The organism is Curtobacterium sp. 9128 (assembly GCF_007673775.1).
Lineage (GTDB): Bacteria > Actinomycetota > Actinomycetes > Actinomycetales > Microbacteriaceae > Curtobacterium.
Genome location: NZ_VEAF01000004.1, coordinates 1 through 18,222, shown reverse-complemented (window position 1 = coordinate 18,222; position 18,222 = coordinate 1). Strand labels below are relative to the sequence as shown.

Here is an 18,222-nt window from a genome sequence, read left to right as displayed (position 1 = left end):
TGGAGCGTCTCACCGGCCCTCGCACTGTGGAGGGCACGGGGCCCGACCACGTCGTCTCGCATCACAGCACTCCCACTCTCGGTGATCCCCGACTCGGGATCGATGGGACGACAGTGGCAGGCGGGCCGATCAGGCGCTAAACATCCCGGATGTCGGATTTCACCGCCGTGACGATTCCTCCTTGACGATGACGGACAGCGGTTGTGTGACGTCCTCGAGCCCCTTCCGCGCAGCGTCCACGCCGAAGATCAGCGCGATCACCCCGCCGACGATCATCACCCCGGACCCGAGCAGGTACCCCCAGAAGAGTGGTTCACGCGAGGACCCGTCCCCGATGAAGGCGCCGTAGATCGTCGGGGCGACTGCGCCGAAGATCTGCGCGAGGGCGAAGAAGTAGGAGATGGCCTGCGAGCGGAGCTCGAGCGGGAAGATCTCGCTCACCGTCAGGTACGCGCTCGAGGCTCCAGCCGACGCGAAGAAGAACGAGACGCACCAGAACACGACCTGCACCGTGGCGGAGATGGCGTCGGCGCGGAACAGGAACGCCGACACCGCCAGCACGAGCCCGGAGACCAGGTACGTGCTGAAGATCATCTGCCGACGACCCCAGGTGTCGAAGAGCCGACCGAGCACGAGCGGACCGAGCAGGTTCCCGATCGCGAACGGGAAGAAGTAGATCGACGTCTGCGAGGTCTTCAGGCCGAAGAAGTTGGTCAGGACCAGCGCGTACGTGAAGAAGATCGCGTTGTAGAGGAACGCCTGCGTGATCATCATCGTCGCCCCGACCAGGGTCCTGGTCGGGTACTGCTGGAACAGCACCTTCACGATCGTGGTGAACCGGACGCGGTCCATCGGGGTCACGGTCATGGCCTTCGATGCGTCGACGTCCGGCAGTCGCTTGCCGGTCGACCGTTCGACGGACTCCTCGATCTGCGTGACCGTGGCGTCCGCCTCCTCCTCGCGGCCGTGGGTCATCAACCACCGTGGACTCTCCGGGATGTGCCGTCGGAGGAAGATGATCGCGATGCCGAGCACCGGGCCGAGGAAGAACCCGATGCGCCACCCGATGTTCTCCGAGAACAGCGACGGGTCGAGCAGGTAGATGTTCGCGAAGGCGCCGAGGGCCGCACCGCCCCAGTACGTGCCGTTGATCGCGATGTCGACGTGACCGCGGTACTTCGAGGGGATGAGCTCGTCGATCGCGGAGTTGATCGCGGCGTACTCCCCGCCGATGCCGAGTCCGGCGACGAACCGGAAGGCCGCCAGGAACCAGAAGTCCTGCGCGAACCCGGCGATGCCGGAGCCGATGAGGTAGATCGCCAGCGTCAGGATGAAGAGCTTGCGGCGGCCGAGCCGGTCGGACATGCGCCCGAACACCAGGGCACCGACGACCTGTCCGACCAGGTAGATGGTCCCGAGCGAGGTCACCTGCTGCGTGGCGAGGTGCAGATCGGCCTGGAACCCGGCGTTCGAGACGATCTGGATCTCGAGCCCGTCGAGGATCCACGAGACCCCGAGGCCCACCACGACACTCCAGTGGAAGCGGGTCCACGGGAGCCTGTCCATGCGTGCGGGGACCAGGCTCTTGACGGCCCCGTTCGTCGTTGCGCTGCTCACGAACGGTGAACGTACGCCGTGCGCGCGCATGTTGTTCGGCCCCGGTACGACCGGGCCGGACGCGGAGCCGGATCCCCCTATCGAATCCGGCTCCTGCGCCGGTCGCGAGGGTGTCGGCGCGGTGGCGTCCGGACGACCCGATGATGATCATCGCGGCTGCTATGGATTCTCACAAGTAGCGTGGAGCCGTGCCGCTGCAGAACTCGACCGACCGCATCCTGACCACCCACACCGGTTCGCTCCCCCGGACCCCCGAGCTGACTGCCCTGCTCGTCGCCCGCGACCAGGGCAAGCCGTACGACGAGCAGGCCCTCCGGGACGAGACGGCTTCCGTCCTCGCCGCGACCGTCGACGCCCAGCTCGACGCCGGCCTGGACGTGATCAACGACGGCGAGGTCCCCCGCGTGGGCTTCTCGACGTACATCCGCGAGCGCCTCAGCGGCTTCGGCGGCGTCGGGCACCGGAAGCCGACGCTCGACTCGCTCAAGTTCCCGGACTACGCGGCCTTCCAGGCCAAGCAGATCGACGAGGGCGCCGAGTTCGCCCGGGTCTGGGACACCCCGGTCGCGCAGGGCCTGCTCGAGTACGACGCAGAGCGCGCCGGCATCCGCGAGGACCTCGACGGCTTCGAGCGCGAACTCGCGCGGAACGCCGCAGCCGGGCGGAAGCCCGCCGGGACCTTCATCTCCGCAGCCACCCCCGGTATCGTCGCGACGACGCTGCTGCTCGACGACCAGAACCCGCACTACGCCGACCACCGCGAGTACGTCTTCGCCCTCGCGGAACAGCTCCGGATCGAGTACGAGGAGATCGTCGCCCGCGGGCACGTCCTCCAGCTGGACGCACCCGACCTCGCGATGGAGCGGGTCATCCACTTCGGCGACGCCAGCCTCGACGAGTTCCTGGCAGCGGTCGACCTGCACGTCGACGCGCTCAACCACGCGCTCCGGAACATCCCGAAGGAGCAGACACGCCTGCACGTCTGCTACGGCAACTGGCAGGGTCCGCACCAGGACGACGTCCCCGTGGACGTCCTGCTCCCCCACCTGTACCGCGCGCAGGTCGGGTCCTTCAGCATCCCGTTCGGCAACCCCCGCCACGCGCACGAGTTCCCGGCGTTCCGCGACCTGCCGCTCCCCGAGGACGCGGTCCTCGTCGCCGGCGTCATCGACGTGACGACGAACTACCTGGAGCACCCGCAGCTCGTCGCGAACCGCATCGTCGAGGCGGCCGAGGCGGTCGGCGACCCGACCCGCATCGTGGCCGGCACCGACTGCGGCCTGGCCACGTTCGCCAGCTACGAGTTCGTCGCGACGGACGTCGCGTGGGCGAAGCTCCGCGCGCTCACCGAGGGTGCCGAGATCGCGAGCAAGCGGCTCTTCGGCTGACGCCGACGGCGGACGGGAGGCTCGGTGCCAGCTGGCACCGAGCCTTCCGTCCGTCGTCACTCGCCCTGGGCGAACAGGTGGGCCGGTTCGTCGGCGGTCAGGCGTACCGTCGACCACGTGACCCGACCCACCATGAGAACGGTCGGCGAGCTCCGCACCTCTGGTCACGTCCAGAAGACGGTCCGCGCCGAGATCCGCGACAACCTGCTCAGTGCCCTCCGCGAGGGCCGCGACCCCTGGCCCGGCCTGCACGGCTTCGAGACCACCGTCATCCCACAGCTCGAACGTGCCCTCATCGCCGGCCACGACGTGGTCCTGCTCGGCGAGCGTGGCCAGGGCAAGACCCGGCTCCTCCGCACGATGCAGGGGCTGCTCGACGAGTGGACCCCGGTGATCGCCGGCTCCGAACTCGGCGAACACCCCTACGAGCCGATCACGACCGCGAGCATCCGCCGTGCCGAGGAGCTCGGCGACGCCATGCCCATCGACTGGTGGCACCGTGACGGCCGCTACGTCGAGAAGCTCGCGACGCCGGACACCTCGGTGGCCGACCTCATCGGCGACGTCGACCCCATGAAGGTCGCGGAGGGTCGCAGCCTCGGCGACCCCGAGACGATCCACTTCGGCCTCATCCCGCGGGCGCACCGCGGCATCGTCGCCATCAACGAGCTCCCCGACCTGGCCGAGCGCATCCAGGTCGCGATGCTCAACGTGATGGAGGAGCGCGACGTGCAGATCCGCGGCTACGTGCTCCGTCTGCCGCTCGACGTGCTCGTCGTCGCCAGCGCGAACCCCGAGGACTACACGAACCGCGGCCGGATCATCACGCCGCTCAAGGACCGCTTCGGCGCCGAGATCCGCACGCACTACCCGATCGAGCTCGAGGACGAGATCGCCGTCATCCGCCAGGAGGCGCACCTGACCGCCGACGTCCCCGACGCACTCGTCGAGATCCTCGCCCGCTTCACCCGGGCGCTGCGAGAGTCGAGCGCCGTGGACCAGCGGAGCGGCGTCAGCGCACGCTTCTCGATCGCCGGCGCCGAGACCGTCTCCGCCGCGGCCGTGCACCGCGCGGCACGACAGGGCGAGACGGAACCGGTCGCCCGACCGATCGACCTCGAGACGGCGGTCGACGTCCTCGGCGGCAAGATCGAGTTCGAGTCCGGCGAGGAGGACCGGGCCGACGAGGTGCTCGAGCACCTGCTCCGCACCGCGACCGCCGAGACCGTCCGGTCCCGGCTGCGCGGGCTCGACCTCGGCCAGCTGGTCGAGGCCCTCGACGGCGGCACGATGGTGACCACCGGCGAGCAGGTGTCGGCGCGGGCGTTCCTCGAGGGTCTCCCCTCGCTCGGCGAGTCCGACCTCTACGACCAGATCTGCGAACGACTCGGCGCCACGAACGACGGCGAACGGGCCGGCGCGATCGAGCTCGCGCTCGAGGGTCTGTTCCTCGCGCGCAAGATCAGCAAGGAGTCCGGCGGGGGCGAAGCCGTCTATGGCTAGTCGGCAGAACCGCCGGTTGTCGCGGGACACCCGGTACGGCAGGTACGAGGGCGGTCCCGATCCGCTCGCGCCGCCCGCCGACCTGTCCGAGGCGCTCGACGCGATCGGCCAGGACGTCATGGCGGGGTACTCCCCCGAGCGGGCCATGCGGGAGTTCCTGCGCCGCGGCGGCCGTGACCAGCGCGGTCTCGACGACCTGGCACGGCGCGTCGCCGAGAAGCGCCGCGAACTCACGGCGAAGAACAACCTCGACGGCACCCTGCAGCAGATCAAACAGCTGCTCGACGAGGCCGTGCTCGCTGAGCGTGGGCAGCTCGCGCGCGACACCGAGATGGACGACGGCGACCGTGCCCTGGCCGAGATGCAGCTCGACAGCCTCCCGCCGTCGCCGGCGGCGGCGGTCAGCGAACTGGGCGCCTACGACTGGAAGAGCCCGGAGGCCAGGCAGAAGTTCGAGGAGATCAAGGACCTGCTCGGCCGCGAGATGCTCGACCAGCGCTTCACCGGCATGAAGCAGGCGCTCGAGAACGCCAGCGACGCCGACCGCGCCGACGTGCAGGCGATGATGCAGGACCTCAACCAGCTCCTCGAGGACCACCGCGCCGGTACCGACACGCAGGAGCAGTTCGACGAGTTCATGGCGAAGCACGGCGAGTACTTCCCGTCGGGTCCGCAGAACGTCGACGAACTGCTCGACGACCTCGCCGCCCGGTCGGCCGCCGCCCAGCGGATGCGGAACTCGATGACGCAGGAGCAGCGCGACGAACTCGATGCCCTGGCGCAGCAGGCGTTCGGCTCCCCCGACCTCATGGGCGCGCTCAGCCAGCTCGACGGGAACCTCCGCGCGCTCCGCCCCGGGGAGGACTGGGGCGGGTCCGAGCGGATGGAGGGCGACCAGGGGCTCGGCCTCGGCGACGGCACCGGGGTGTTCCAGGACATCGCCGACCTCGACGCCCTCGCCGAGCAGCTCGCGCAGTCGAGCCCGGGTTCGGACCTCGACGACCTCGACCTGGAGTCGCTCGCCCGGCAGCTCGGGAACGACGCCGCGGTCGACGCCAGGACGCTCCAGCAGCTCGAGAAGGCCCTCCGCAACTCCGGCACGATGCGTCGCGGTGCCGACGGGCAGTACAAGCTCACGCCGAAGGCCATGCGGCAGCTCGGCAAGAGCCTGCTCAAGGACGTCGCGCAGAAGATGTCCGGTCGGCAGGGCGCACGTGACCTCCGCCGTTCGGGAGCGTCCGGCGAGCCGTCCGGCGCCACCCGCCAGTGGGCCTTCGGCGACACCGAGCCGTGGGACATCCCCCGCACCATCACGAACGCCGTCACCCGCACGGCAGCGTCAGGCCGTGACGACGCCGGGGTGCGCCTGACGATCGACGACGTCGAGGTGCAGGAGACCGAGGCACGGACGCAGGCGTGCGTGGCGCTGCTGGTCGACACGTCGTTCTCGATGGCGATGGAGGACCGCTGGGTCCCGATGAAGCGCACCGCGCTCGCCCTGCACACGCTCATCTCCACCCGGTTCCGCGGCGACGAGCTCCAGCTCATCGCCTTCGGGCGCGAGGCCGAGGTGATGGACGTCGAGCAGCTTGTCGGCCTCGACGCGATGTGGGACAAGGGCACGAACCTGCACCACGCGCTGCTCCTGGCGAACCGGCACTTCCGGAAGCACCCCACGGCGCAACCGGTGCTGCTCATCGTCACCGACGGCGAGCCGACGTCGCACCTCGAGCCCGACGGGCAGGTGTTCTTCAGCTACCCGCCGGACCCGATGACGATCGCGCTGAGCGTCCGTGAGCTCGACAACGCCCGCCGGCTCGGCGCGCAGACGACCTTCTTCCGGCTCGGCGACGACCCAGGTCTCGCCCGCTTCATCGACGGCATGGCCCGGCGCGTGGACGGCACGGTCACCGCGCCGGAGAACGACGACCTCGGGGTCGCCGTGGTCGGCTCCTACCTGGGGTCACGACGCGGCGGCGCGCTCTTCCGCGACGACGACTGGGGCGGGTTCGGCCGGTTCGGCTGACGGCCTGGAGGCCCGTGGCGGTGCCGCCACGGGCCTCCCGTCCGTCGTCCCTCGCCATCTGCGCGCGGTGACGACGAGTGTGCGCGCGCCCGCGGGCGTCCCTGTCGCCCTGCTGCGCAGGTCCGCTCAGAAGAGCGGCCAGGGGACGGCCGGCCCGTACCCGTTGGGGGCGGGGAAGCGGCCGGTCGCCGCCAGGGCGGCGCATCGCGCCTCGAGGTTGTCGATCTCGTCGACGGTCAGGTGCTCCTCGAGCTGTACGCCGAGGTCTCCGTGGAGCGCGGTGACGACGCGGTCGATCCCGGCCAGCTCGTCGTCGTGCAGCGGTTCACCGACCCAGCCCCAGAGCACCGTGCGGAGCTTGTGCTCGACGTGGAAGGTGAGGCCGTGGTCGACACCGTGGCGGTGGCCGTCCGGCATCGCGAGGACGTGCCCGCCCTTCCGGTCCGCGTTGTTGGCCACGACGTCGAAGACGGCCATCCGGCGGAGGGCCGGGGTGTCCTCGTGCACCAGGGTGACCGGTCGGTCGTGCTCGTCGATCGCCTCGAGGACGGTCTTCATCCGCTGGTCCGGCTGCTCGGCCTCCTCGGTCGGGATGACGTCGACGGCGTCCTGGTCCGGGTCGACGTCCTGCCACCGCTGCACCATGCCGCGTCCGAGCGGCCCGTCACCGAGCCACGTCGGCGGCACGACGCGCCACCCGAACGCCTCGGAGACCAGGAAGGCGGCGACCTCACGGCCGGCGAGTGTGCCGTCCGGGAAGTCCCAGAGGGGCTTCTCCCCCGCGATCGGCTTGTAGACCACCTGCTCACCGTCGAGCTCGGCGAGGAACGTGGCGTTCGATGCCTCGCGGATGCGGGCGGTGAGCTGCATCCCGCTCGCCTCGGCTCCGGTCATGCGTCGCCGGGCTGCCGTCCGGCCGCGACGACCTCACGGGTCCGCTCGACGAAGGCGCGTGCCGTGCCGACCGGGATCTTGACCTGGAGGAGCTCCGTGGGCTCGGGCATCTCGACGACGGCCTCGATCTCCCCGGTCTCGTCGGCCTCTTCGGAGATCTCGATCTCGTCCTCGATCGGGTACGCCTCGATGACCACCTGCGCCGTCGCGGGGTCGAACCCCAGGCTGAGGGCGCCGGCCCGGAACTCGGGCTCCACCGGCTGGTCGAGCGGGTCGACGTCGTGCAGCTCGCGCGGCACCGTCGGGGGCACGCTGAACCGGTTCTCCTCCACGGTGGCGACCTCGTCGAGGAGCTCGTCGAGCTTCTCGGCCAGGACCGCGGACTGTTCCTTCTCGAGGGCGACGCTCACCACACGGCGGCCGTCGCGTGCCTGCAGGTAGAAGGACCGCTCACCGGGGCGCCCGATGGTGCCGACGACGAGACGGTCCGGCCAGTCGAAGCCGTGGACGATGGGGGGCATACCCGCATTGTAGGAGCGGGTGCCTGCGTCCGTTCAGGGACTGGCGGTTCCGGTCTCGTTGCCCGCACCACCGCCGACCGCGGCGTCCCCGGTCGGGGCTGCCGCCGCCCTGAGCCACGACAGGTCGCCGGAGTCGGTGTTGGTCGCGGCGACCTCCGGGCGGTGCTCGCCGTAGCGCACGACGGACACGGACGCCGGACCGACCGTGATCCGTTGGAACAGGTCGAGGTGCATGCCGAGGGCGTCCGCGAGGATCGACTTGATGACGTCGCCGTGGCTCACCGCGACCCAGACCGCGTGCGGGCCGTGCTCCTGTTCGATCTCGGCGTCGAGTCGGCGGATCGCGGACACCGCGCGGGACTGCATGGTCTGCATGGACTCCCCGCCGGGGAAGACCACCGCGCTCGGGTTCGTCTGCACGGTCCGCCAGAGCGGCTCCTTCGCCAGGTCGGCGAGCTTCCGGTTCTGCCACTCGCCGTAGTCGCACTCCGTGATCCCGCGCTCGATGCGCTGCTCGGGTGTGCCGTCCTGGAAGGCCGTGATCGCGCGCGCGGTCTGCCGGCAGCGCTCGAGCGGACTCGACACGACGGCCGCGAGGGGGACGGCGGCGATGCGCTCCGCGGTCCTGGCTGCCTGCTGCTTGCCGGTGCTGTCGAGCGCGACCCCGGCGGTGCGGCCCGCCAGGAGTCCGGTCGCGTTCGCGGTGGTACGTCCGTGCCGGACGAGGAGGACGGTCGCCATGGGGTCGATCCTAGGCTGGACCCGTGACCTCGCCATCGCCCGACCCCGCCCTCGTCCCCGAACTCCTCGTCGACGACCTCGACACGAGCCTGGCGTTCTGGGTCGACCTCTGCGGGTTCACCGTGGCGTACGACCGACCGGAGGAACGCTTCGCGTACGTCGTCCTCGGTTCGGCGCACGTCATGCTCGAGCAGGCCGGCGTCGGGCGGAAGTGGGTCACGGGCCCGCTCGAGCGGCCCTACGGTCGCGGGATCAACCTCCAGGTCAGCGTTCCGGACAGCGACGCGATCGCCGCGGACCTGCGGTCGGCGAGCATCCCGCTCTTCCTCGAGCCGGAGACGAAGTGGTACCGCGTCGACGCCGCGCGGGAGGCCGGTGTCCGCCAGTTCCTGGTGACCGACCCCGACGGGTACCTCATCCGATTCCAGTCCTCCGTCGGACACCGTCAGGTCTGACCCGGCAGGATGGTCCCGTGCTCGTCTCGATCGTCTACATGAGTCGCGCGGAACAGCCCTTCTCCGACGCCGACCTCGGCGAGCTGCTCCGCGAAGCCCGCCTCAACAACGAGGCGCTCGGCGTCTCCGGGCTCCTCGTCGCCAAGGGCGGCCGGTTCATGCAGTTGCTCGAGGGTCCGGCGTGGAGCGTCGACGACCGGTTCGCCGTCATCTCGCAGGACCCGCGGCACTCCGAGGTCACGTCGCTGATCCGCGAGGACATCGAGCGACGCCGGTTCGACGGGTGGTCGATGGCCTACCGCGGGCTCGACGACCACGACCTCGCCGTCGAGGAGGGGTTCAGCCCGTTCCTCACCGGGACCACCGACTTCCCGCGGTCCTTCGACCGGACGAGCGCCGCGTGGCTGCTGAAGTGGTTCCGCGACCGCGAACTCCACGACGTCTGACCTCGCTCAGCCGAAGAGGTCGTCCACGAGGGCGAGCAGACGGCCGCGGTGTGCCCGTTCCACCGATGCCAGGACCAGGACGCGCCACATCGTCCCTACCGAGGGCAGCAGATGGGCACGCCCCGACCGGACGTTCGACACGAGCTGCACCCCCGTGAAGTAGGGCACCACCGTGTCACCGAGCTGCTCCGGTGTCAGTGCGGACCCGACCTCGCCGCGGGCGACGGCGAGCCGGAAGACGTCCACCACCCCGGCGATCCACTGTTCGTAGAAGCTCGAGGTCGCGCCGGCGAGCACGCCGTGCTCGAGCGAGAGCCGGATGCCGGCCCGGACGACCAGGTCCGCCATGAGCAGGTCCGCGATCGCGCGGGAGGCCCGCACGAGCGACCCGACCGGGGACTCGTCGGTGAAGTCCATCGCGGCGAAGGTCCTGGCGTTCTGCTCGTCGATCACCGCGTGGGCGATCGACAGCTTCGTCGGGAAGTGGTGGTGGAGCGCACCCTGCCCGATGCCGGCCGCGCGGGCGATCCCGGCGATGCTGGCCGTGGCGTAGCCGTCGCGGTCGAACTCCCCCGCGGCGGCCTCGACGATCACCGCGCGACGCCCTCGCTCCGCCGGTTCTCCCACGGCACCACCGTACTGGCCGGCGGCGCCGGGGCCGGTGCCGGCTGCGGCGCCACCGGACCGGCAGCCCGGCGGCGCGGCAGCCCGGCGGCGCCGGGCGGCGCGGCGACTCAGGCCTGGTCGGCGCGGAGGAACTCGGCGATCGGGGTCGATCCGCCGTTGAAGCGGAAGGTGCTGCCGGCGGTGCCGTCGGACTCGAGCACGTCCGCGACGACGTGTGCCACGTCGGCACGCGAGACCTTCGTCGCCTCGCCGTCCCAGTCGATGCTGCCGGTGGGCTCGTCGTCGGTCAGGGTGCTCGGTGCCACGATGGTCCACGCGAGCCCGGAGTCCCGGAGCACCGCGTCCGCGATCATCTTCGACTGGGCGTAGGCGAAGAAGTCGTCGTCCTGCGGCACCCCGTGGTCGAGGACCGACCCGGCCCACGAGACCATCACGTAGCGCTGCACACCTGCGCGCGCAGCCGCCTGCACCGTCAGCACGGCGGCGTCCCGGTCGATCGCCCAGGTCCGGTCGGCCGATCCCCCGCCGGCGCCGGCGGACCACACGACCGCGTCCTTGCCGCGGACGAGCTCCTCGAGGTCCGACAGCGACTGCGTCTGGATGTCGGCCACCTCCGGATCGCCGCCGTGGGCGCGGATCTCGTCGGACTGGTCGGCGTTCCGGATGACGGACGTGACGTGGTGACCGCGCTCGCTGAGGATGCGGGTCGCGAGGAGTGCGACCTTGCCGTGGCCGCCGAAGATGATGATGTCGCTCATGCCGTCGACGGTACGCGGGGCGCCTCCGTGCTCCGTCGCGGCAGAAGCGAGGACCCCCGGAGGCGAGGGAGCTCATCTCTCGGCGATGGGCCCGGCGCAGGGAACACGGCATCGAGGGTCGTCGAGAAGGCCATACAATCGACGAATGCTCACCGCTTCTCCGAAGCGACTCAGTCGCGGGAACGTGATCGTTCGCATTGCGCTCCTGAGTTCTGCAGCTTTGTCGCTCTGGTACTTCAATGCGTGGATACTCAGCCTTGCACTCCGGTTCGGCCCTCAGGGGTACCTGGTCGGAGTCGTTGCGCTGACTGCAGCCGCGGTCCCGGTGTTCCCGATCGGGCTGCGGCGGTACGAACGCACGGGATGGCAGCTGTGGGCGATCGTCGCAGCGTTCCTCCCGTATGGAGTAGCAGTGCTCGCGCTCACCGACGAGACGGCGGTGACCTTCGTCCTTGCGTACTGCGGCATCGCCGCTGGCATCGTCACGATCATCAGAGAGTCGTTCGTCTCGCCCCGATCGGTGTGGCTGTGGCAGGACGCCCCTTGGGGAACGAGCAGGACGCACGCGGTGACGGCTACGCCGAACGACGTCGATGGTTCCACCGAGATCGACTCGCGCAGACGGGGAACGGCTCCGGAAGCCGAACACCGTGGTGCATCCGACCTCCAGGACGGAGGGCCTTTGCAGGGGTGCACGAGCGAGTGACGAATCGGTGAGGAGTGTGTGCCTCTCGAGACCACCCTGCCCGGCAGTTGCGCGGCAGACGTCTCAGATCCCTGGAAGTACAGCTCCACTGGCGCAGACGACGAGATCGGACCACGCTGCACGGCTTCGACGTGGGCGACTGAGACAGCCTGGTAGCGAGGAGGCTGGGCGCCGCGCTGCGCGCGGTTCGCGTGTCAGTGCTCGATCGCGGAGTTCGCGGTCGCGGTACGGGTCTCGGCGGAGTCAGTTCGGGATCTCGTCCGCGACGACTACATGACCACTGTGTACCCGACGCCGAGTCGCCCGAATGCGCGGACCACCTGAGAGGAGGCTCAGACATGGCTCGCCTCGCTCCTCCCCGGCGGATCCGACGCGAGTGCTACCGCAGCGTCGGCGCGACGGAGTTCTTCTCGTTGACGTCGATGACCTGGCCGTCGAGGGTGAAGATGTCAACGAGCACGCCGATGCCGAAGAGGCCGCCAGTGAAGGTGTAGAGGATGCCTGTGCCGATCTTCCCCATGTAGTAGCGGTGAGCGCCGACGACGCCGAAGAAGAAGGCCCACTTGTAGGCAGTGCCGATGTGCTTCTGCGGTCGGGCATTGGCATACGTCTGCTGTGAGGCGGCGGCGGTGCTGGTCATCGAGGTCTCCTGATCGGGTCACTGGTGAGCGATCCCCACCTCGGGGAACGTACAGGCTGAGCCGCCGCAGTTCGACGCCCCCAAGCGGGGCACGCTCCGAGATTGCCTGTGCGAAAGGATTCCGCTGCCACACCATTTGGCCAGGCGACGACGTGACGAGGGAGAGGCTCGGCTGGCGCCGAGTCCACCCGAGGAAACTCCGATGAGTCGCCTACGACGCTGCAGAGCCAGCCCCGGTCATCGCCCGCGGGCCGCTACCTAAGGTCGAGCCACACGTTCATCGAGAGCCGCCTTCATCACGATCTTGGGCAGACGATCGAGGTCACATCGCGGGCAGGAGCAGCCGGGAACGAAGACGATGCCCAGCGCGATCCGCATGATCATGCGGATCAAGGACCTTGATGATGGCGGAGGGTGTGGGATTCGAACCCACGAGACATCGCTGCCCACCTGTTTTCAAGACAGGCTCCATCGGCCACTCGGACAACCCTCCATGACACGGCCACGTGGCGAGACGTGACCGTGTCCCGAGCAGTGTACCGGGCCTCCCGTCCGCCGGCAGGAACACGACGACCCCCGACCGGAGTGGTCGGGGGTCGTCGTGTCCGTGTCAGGTCACACTCGGCGGCGCCGCGCGTTCCGGGCTGCGAGCAGCAGCACCAGGCCGAGCAGCAGCACGACGATCGCGACCGGGAGGCCGATCATGACCACGTTCGTCCCGGTGAAGGCGAGCTCCTGCGGAGCCGCCTCGACGACGAACTTCTTCGTGATCTCCTTCGAGAACACCCACACGGTCTTCTGCGCGACAGCCGGGGTGGCTGCGCGGGCTGCCGTCGCCTCGTCGGCCTGCTCGGTGACCGTGTACTGGCCCTTCGCCTTGGCGGAGAAGGTCAGCGAGCCGGATGCGACGTCGGCCTCGGTGACCGTGTAGCTCGTCTCGCAGGACTCCACCTGCCCGGGCTGCAGCGCCTCGGTCCCGCACGAGATCCGCGTGCCGACCTGCTGCTCGACCTCGGCGCGGTCGAGCGTCCGGTTGCCGGTGTTGGCGAACCGGAAGGAACCGGTGACGACGTCGCCGGGGCGCAGCGTCTCCGCCGAGTTCGACGCGGTGTACTCGCCGCTGATGTCGATGCTGGCCGAGGACTCCAGCGAGACGTCGCGGTGGTCACCGGAGGAGACCGAGTCACCCGTGGGCGTCGTGCCCGCGGTGGTCAGGTCGAACCCGACCGTCCCGCGGTCGATGTCCTGCTGGGTGAGGACGTACGGTGCCAGCTCGGGCACGACCTCGGCATCCGGGGCGAGGGTGCCGTCGCCGACCTGCTCGGGGTCGCCGTCTGACACGACGGACTCCAGGCCCTCGAGCGTGACGTTGCCCGCGTTCGAGACGGTCGCGGAGAGCACGACCTCGTCGCCGACGCGCGGAGCCGAACCGTGGTCGGTCTCGGCCAGGTGCGCCGAGAGCACGGACTGCACCTGCGGTTCCTGCAGCAGCGTCACGTCAGCGGTCTCGTCCGCCGAGGTCGTCTGCCCATTCGGTCCCGTCGCGGCAGCGGCGAGCGAGAAGCGCACCGTGCCGGAGTCGACGTCCGTCTGGGACAGCGGGTACCCGGCGATGGTGAGCTTCGCCGTCGTTCCCGGAGCGATCGTCTCCGGCGCCTCGATCGCCAGGTCCTCGTGGCCGGGCAGGGAGACCTGCACGTCGGCGAGGGTCACCGTGCCGGTGTTGGCCAGCGTTCCCGTGAGCGTCACGGTGTCGCCCGCGTTCGGAGCACCCTCCGCGTCGAGCACGGCGCCGAAGCGCGCGCTCATCGTCGCCTGCTGCTCGAACTCGAGCTCGGTCTCAGCGTCGTCCTGGGCCTGCTGGTCCTTCGGGCCGACGGCGACGACGTGCATCGGGACGCTCAGCGCGCCCGCGTCGACGTCCGCCTGGGTCAGCGTGTAGTCGGACACCGACACCGCGGCGGAGGCACCGGGTGCGAGTCGTTCCTCGGCGACCGACACACGCAGGCCGTCGAACCCGGGGACGGCGGCGGTCACACCGTGCAGGGTGACGTTGCCGCTGTTCCGGATCGATCCGGTGAAGGACACCGCGTCACCGGCCTTCGGCGCCTTCTTGCTGCTCAGCGTGCCGCTGAACTTCGCCGACACGGCCGGAACCTGCGCGACGGTCGCCTGCGTGGCCTTCGCAGATGCCTTCACCTCGACGCCCTTGGGCGCCGTGCTCGTCGCGGTCGCGTCGAAGGTGACCGAGCCACGGTCGACGTCGGCCTGGGTCACCTTGTAGGAGCCCTCGACGGAGCACTTGACGGACTTGCCGGGTGCGATGGTCGCGGGGCAGGTGACGGTCATGCCGCGGTCACCGTCGATGACGATCGTCGTGTTGCGGACGGTCACGTTGCCGGTGTTCGATGCGGTCACGCCGAGCGACACCTTGTCGCCGACGCCCGGGTCGGTCGTCGTCTTCACGACCGGCGCCAGTGCGAGGCCCGCACCGGCGGCCTGCTCGAGGTCCAGGCTCGCGCCGGCCTCGCTGTTCGCGACCTGGCTCTTCGGCCCGTGCGACTCACCGCGCATGGTGAACGAGACGAGACCGTCGTCGATGTCGTCCTGGGCGAGCGGGTACGCAGCGATCGTCACCGGGACCTCGGAACCGGGAGCGAGCGGACCGGAGGGGACGTCGACGGAGAGCTCGGATCGACCGAGCATCGATGCGGTGATGTCCGACAGGGTCACGGTGCCGCTGTTCTTGAGCGTGCCGGTGAGCGAGACCGTGTCGCCGGCCTTCGGCGTAGCCGTGGCGTCGAGCGACGCCCCGAACTTCGCCGTGAGCGCGGTCCGCTGCTCGATCTGGAGATCTGCCCGTGCGTCGTCCTCGACCTGCTGGTCCTTCGGACCGACGCCGGCGACGTGCAGCGGGACGGTCAGCGTGCCGGCGTCCATGTCCGCCTGGGTGAGCGTGTGGTCCGACACCGTCACGGCGGTCGAGGTGCCGGGTGCGAGCTCGTCGTCGGTCACGGCGACGGTGAGGCCGTCGAAGCCCGGGACGGTCGCGGTCAGCCCGTGCAGGGTGACGTTGCCGGTGTTCTCCACGGAACCGGTGAACGACACGGAGTCGCCGGCCTTCGGGGCCTTCCCGGCGATCGTGCCGGAGAACGACGCGGACACCTCGGGTGCCTGCGCCACGGTCGTCTGGGTGGTCCTCGCCTCCGCCTCGACCTCGACGCCCTTCGGCGACGTGCTCGTCGCCGTGGCCGTGAACTCGACCGAACCGTGGTCGACGTCGGCCTGGGTCACCTCGTACGACCCCGCGACGTCGCACTCGACGGACGCGCCGGGCGCGATCGACACCGGGCACGTGACGGTCATCCCGCGGGCACCGCCGATCTCGATGCGCGTGTCACGGAGCGTGACGTTGCCCGTGTTCGAGGCCGTGACGCTCAGCGTGACGGTGTCGCCGACACCCGGGTCACCGGTGGTCTTCACGACCGGCGCGAGGACGAGCCCCGCCCCGGCGTTCTGCTCGCTGGTGCTCACCGTGGCAGCACCGGAACCCGCGACCGGCACGTCGAGACGCGAGAACGCGGAGATCGACACCGAGTCGTCGATGCTGCCGGCGTCGACGTCGTCCTGGGTGACCGCACGGGTGGGGGTGGTGCACGAGACGGTCGCACCCGCCGCGATGTCCGTCGCAGCGCAGGAGTCGGCCGACTCGCCGATCTTCAGGTCGTGGACCGCGACGTTGCCGTCGTTCTTCACGTCGTAACGGAACGCGATCTGCTCACCGAGGTCGGCCACGGCGTCGCCGTTGCCACCGGTGATGACCGGGGTACCGGTCACGGTGAGTGCGTTCTGCTCCGGCGCAAACGTCACCGAGGACGTCCCGGCGAGGTCGAGACCGGTGTGCGTGGTCACGAGGCCGCTGTCGGCCGTGTAGGTGCCGGGCGTCGTGGTCGTGACGTCGACCGAGACGGTGCAGTCCACAGCACCCTCGGCGAGGCCGCCGCCCACGCTCACGGAGGTCGCGCCAGCTGCGGCGGCCACCTCCGGCGAAGCGCAGGTCGTCGACTGGTTCGGCGTCGGTGCGACCGTCAGGCCGGACGGGAGGTCGGCAGTGAACGACCAACCGGGCTTCTGCCCGTGTTCCGTCGTGTTGACCACGCGGTAGGTCATGCGAGCGGTGTCACCGACGATCGGGGTCCCGGTCAGCGTCTGGGTCATCGTCGGCGTCGAGTCGAGGATGGACACTCGGTCCACGGCGCCGTCGTTGCCGTTGGAGGTCGGCTGTTGGTTGCGCATCCGCCATCGAACGGTGTCGCCGGTGAACAGGAGTCCACCCTTCGAGACGAACTGGCCGGCCTTCACGGGGATGCTCCCCACCGTGTAGGACGACGATCCCCTGTCGGTGCAGGGATTGATCGGCGTGTCAGCGATCTTGTGTTCGGTCGTACCGTCGATCAACGAGAAGTCGAGGAGCGGCGGCGCAGCGGAGGAGACCTGACAGCTCGCCGCTGCAGCACTCACACCGAAGGAGATGAAGCGGCCGCTCTCGTCCACCTGGTACGGCTGCACGGATTCGAGCTGGACACTCCCCCGCGCGGGGTTGATCGACGTCGTGTAGGCGCTGACGATGTGGTTGGTCTCGGCGGGCGTGCCGGTGACCTGGCCGAGCGCATTGGCGAGGGCCTTGAGTTGCTGCGAAGGACCGGAACCACACCCGGCCATGTCCGAGCTGGTGTAGCTGAGGACGATGCCGTTGCACTGCGACGCGTTGACCCAGAAAGGGTCGGCGGTGTAGGTCCGGCCATCCGTCCCCACGTAGTCGGTGATCAGCTTCGGCGTCGTCCCCATGCCGTTCTCGAAGTCCTCGACGAGGAGGAGCTCGGGGTCGCGCGCCGTACCGTCGGCCGTCGTCGAGGAGGTGGGTCGAGCCTCCGTCCCGGATTCCTGGTTCGGCTGGGTGGCAGCCGACACCGCGACCGTCCCGAGCAGCGCGGTCGTCAGACCGATCGCGCCGCTCGCGAGGAGGATTCCCTTGCGCCGCGCGCCAGGGGGTGCCTTGTGTTTCATGTCATCACTTTCGGAATGTGGTGCAGTGAGGTCGGTGCGCGAGCCGGGAGGCTCGGGAGACCCCGGTGGGGACCGCTGAGAGCGTGGTCCCCACCGGGATCCGTGGCCGTGGGAGCCCGGCTCCGCCGGGCTCCCACGGGGTGTATCAGGCCTTGTCGGAGACCTTCTCCGAGGCCTTGCGGCGCTTCGCGACGAAGAGCATCGCGCCTCCGAGCAGGACCAGCAGGCCCGCGAGCGGTGCGACGACCGGGAGGACGTCGGAACCGGTGAAGGCGAGGTCGCCCTTCTGCCCGCTGGCGTTGCCGGACGCGTTGCCCGAGGCGTTGCTCGAAGCGTTCGACGTCGCAGCGGCCTGCGATGCAGCACTGGCGTTGGCGTTCTTCGCAGCCGATGCCTGCGCGTTCGTCGAGGACGAGTTGTCCGCGTTCGACGCAGCCTTCGCCGCGACGCTCGCCGCCGCGTTCGTGTTCGCCGCGACGTCCTGGGTCGCGTCCGCAGAAGCGGTGGTGACCATGTTGCCGGCGGTCTTCGCAGCGGCCTTCGCCGTCACGTCGGTCGCAGCAGAGGCCTGCGAGGTGGCGTCGTCGTTCGCGGCCGCCTTCGCCGCCGCCTTCGCAGCCGGGTTGTTGTTCCCGTCCGCGTCGACCGATGCCCCCGCGGACGCCGAGGCGTTCGTGTTCGGGTTCGGGTTCGCGTTCGACGCGGAGTCGGGCGAACCGTTGGCACCCGGGTTCGAGCTCGCCGACGAGTTCGGCGTCCCGTTCACGTCCACGTCCGCAGCCGCGTCCTGGGATGCGTCCTTGGACGCGTCCGCGACCGCAGCAGACTTCGAC

General features: G+C 70.0%; 15 protein-coding genes and 1 tRNA gene. 6 read left to right on the top strand and 10 right to left on the bottom strand.

Annotated features, from left to right (window positions below; all coding sequences use genetic code 11):
* Positions 1 to 159: 159 nt before the first annotated feature.
* Positions 160 to 1,617, bottom strand: a complete 1,458-nt coding sequence (locus FS641_RS08920; protein WP_313957797.1) for an MFS transporter — start codon at positions 1,615 to 1,617, stop codon at positions 160 to 162.
* Positions 1,618 to 1,805: 188 nt separating this feature from the next.
* Between FS641_RS08920 and FS641_RS08915 the strand changes: the two genes are divergently transcribed.
* From FS641_RS08915 to FS641_RS08905, 3 genes are all read left to right on the top strand, one after another.
* The gene (locus FS641_RS08915; protein WP_260855757.1) at positions 1,806 to 3,005 is read left to right on the top strand and encodes a cobalamin-independent methionine synthase II family protein; all 1,200 of its coding nucleotides are present in this window, start codon (positions 1,806 to 1,808) and stop codon (positions 3,003 to 3,005) included.
* Positions 3,006 to 3,137: 132 nt separating this feature from the next.
* Positions 3,138 to 4,508, top strand: coding sequence for an ATP-binding protein (locus FS641_RS08910; RefSeq protein WP_144763807.1), 1,371 nt, complete (start codon positions 3,138 to 3,140; stop codon positions 4,506 to 4,508).
* Positions 4,501 to 6,534, top strand: coding sequence for a VWA domain-containing protein (locus FS641_RS08905; RefSeq protein WP_144762956.1), 2,034 nt, complete (start codon positions 4,501 to 4,503; stop codon positions 6,532 to 6,534). The genes FS641_RS08910 and FS641_RS08905 overlap by 8 nt, the downstream gene beginning before the upstream one ends.
* 126 nt (positions 6,535 to 6,660) lie before the next feature.
* Here the strand turns inward: FS641_RS08905 and FS641_RS08900 are convergent, their stop codons facing one another.
* The 3 genes from FS641_RS08900 to FS641_RS08890 are packed head-to-tail and all read right to left on the bottom strand — an operon-like array spanning position 6,661 to position 8,690.
* Positions 6,661 to 7,428 (bottom strand): SCO1664 family protein, encoded by a 768-nt coding sequence (locus FS641_RS08900; RefSeq protein WP_144762954.1) that lies wholly within the window; start codon positions 7,426 to 7,428, stop codon positions 6,661 to 6,663.
* The gene (locus tag FS641_RS08895) at positions 7,425 to 7,949 is read right to left on the bottom strand and encodes a DUF3090 domain-containing protein (protein ID WP_144762952.1); all 525 of its coding nucleotides are present in this window, start codon (positions 7,947 to 7,949) and stop codon (positions 7,425 to 7,427) included. The genes FS641_RS08900 and FS641_RS08895 overlap by 4 nt, the downstream gene beginning before the upstream one ends.
* Positions 7,950 to 7,982: 33 nt before the next feature.
* Positions 7,983 to 8,690: a histidine phosphatase family protein gene (locus FS641_RS08890; protein WP_144762950.1), complete on the bottom strand. Its 708-nt coding sequence runs from the start codon at positions 8,688 to 8,690 to the stop codon at positions 7,983 to 7,985.
* Positions 8,691 to 8,713: 23 nt separating this feature from the next.
* Between FS641_RS08890 and FS641_RS08885 the strand changes: the two genes are divergently transcribed.
* Together FS641_RS08885 and FS641_RS08880 are read left to right on the top strand one after the other, a co-directional pair.
* Entirely contained in the window at positions 8,714 to 9,145 is a 432-nt protein-coding gene (locus FS641_RS08885; protein WP_144762948.1) for a VOC family protein, read from the top strand.
* A 17-nt stretch (positions 9,146 to 9,162) separates the two neighbouring features.
* On the top strand, positions 9,163 to 9,591 hold the full coding sequence (locus FS641_RS08880; RefSeq protein WP_144762946.1) for a BLUF domain-containing protein: 429 nt from the start codon (positions 9,163 to 9,165) through the stop codon (positions 9,589 to 9,591).
* 6 nt (positions 9,592 to 9,597) lie between these two features.
* Here FS641_RS08880 and FS641_RS08875 read toward each other — a convergent pair whose 3' ends face one another.
* Complete coding sequence (locus FS641_RS08875) at positions 9,598 to 10,218, bottom strand: TetR/AcrR family transcriptional regulator (RefSeq protein WP_186317669.1); 621 nt, start codon at positions 10,216 to 10,218, stop codon at positions 9,598 to 9,600.
* A gap of 107 nt (positions 10,219 to 10,325) precedes the next feature.
* The gene (locus tag FS641_RS08870; protein ID WP_144762942.1) at positions 10,326 to 10,976 is read right to left on the bottom strand and encodes an SDR family oxidoreductase; all 651 of its coding nucleotides are present in this window, start codon (positions 10,974 to 10,976) and stop codon (positions 10,326 to 10,328) included.
* Between the two features lie 145 nt (positions 10,977 to 11,121).
* On the opposite strand from FS641_RS08870, the gene FS641_RS08865 reads away from it, so the two are divergent.
* Complete coding sequence (locus tag FS641_RS08865; protein ID WP_144762940.1) at positions 11,122 to 11,682, top strand: hypothetical protein; 561 nt, start codon at positions 11,122 to 11,124, stop codon at positions 11,680 to 11,682.
* Between the two features lie 379 nt (positions 11,683 to 12,061).
* Here the strand turns inward: FS641_RS08865 and FS641_RS08860 are convergent, their stop codons facing one another.
* The 4 genes from FS641_RS08860 to FS641_RS08845 all read right to left on the bottom strand — a co-directional run.
* A complete protein-coding gene (locus FS641_RS08860; RefSeq protein ID WP_144762938.1) occupies positions 12,062 to 12,322 on the bottom strand; it encodes a TM2 domain-containing protein in 261 nt (86 codons plus the stop codon).
* A 405-nt stretch (positions 12,323 to 12,727) separates the two neighbouring features.
* Positions 12,728 to 12,815 (bottom strand) — tRNA-Ser (locus FS641_RS08855).
* A 122-nt stretch (positions 12,816 to 12,937) separates the two neighbouring features.
* Entirely contained in the window at positions 12,938 to 17,389 is a 4,452-nt protein-coding gene (locus tag FS641_RS18055) for a hypothetical protein (protein ID WP_186317668.1), read from the bottom strand.
* A gap of 145 nt (positions 17,390 to 17,534) precedes the next feature.
* The coding region (locus FS641_RS08845; protein ID WP_144762936.1) for an LPXTG cell wall anchor domain-containing protein at positions 17,535 to 18,222 on the bottom strand (688 nt) is incomplete at its 5' end.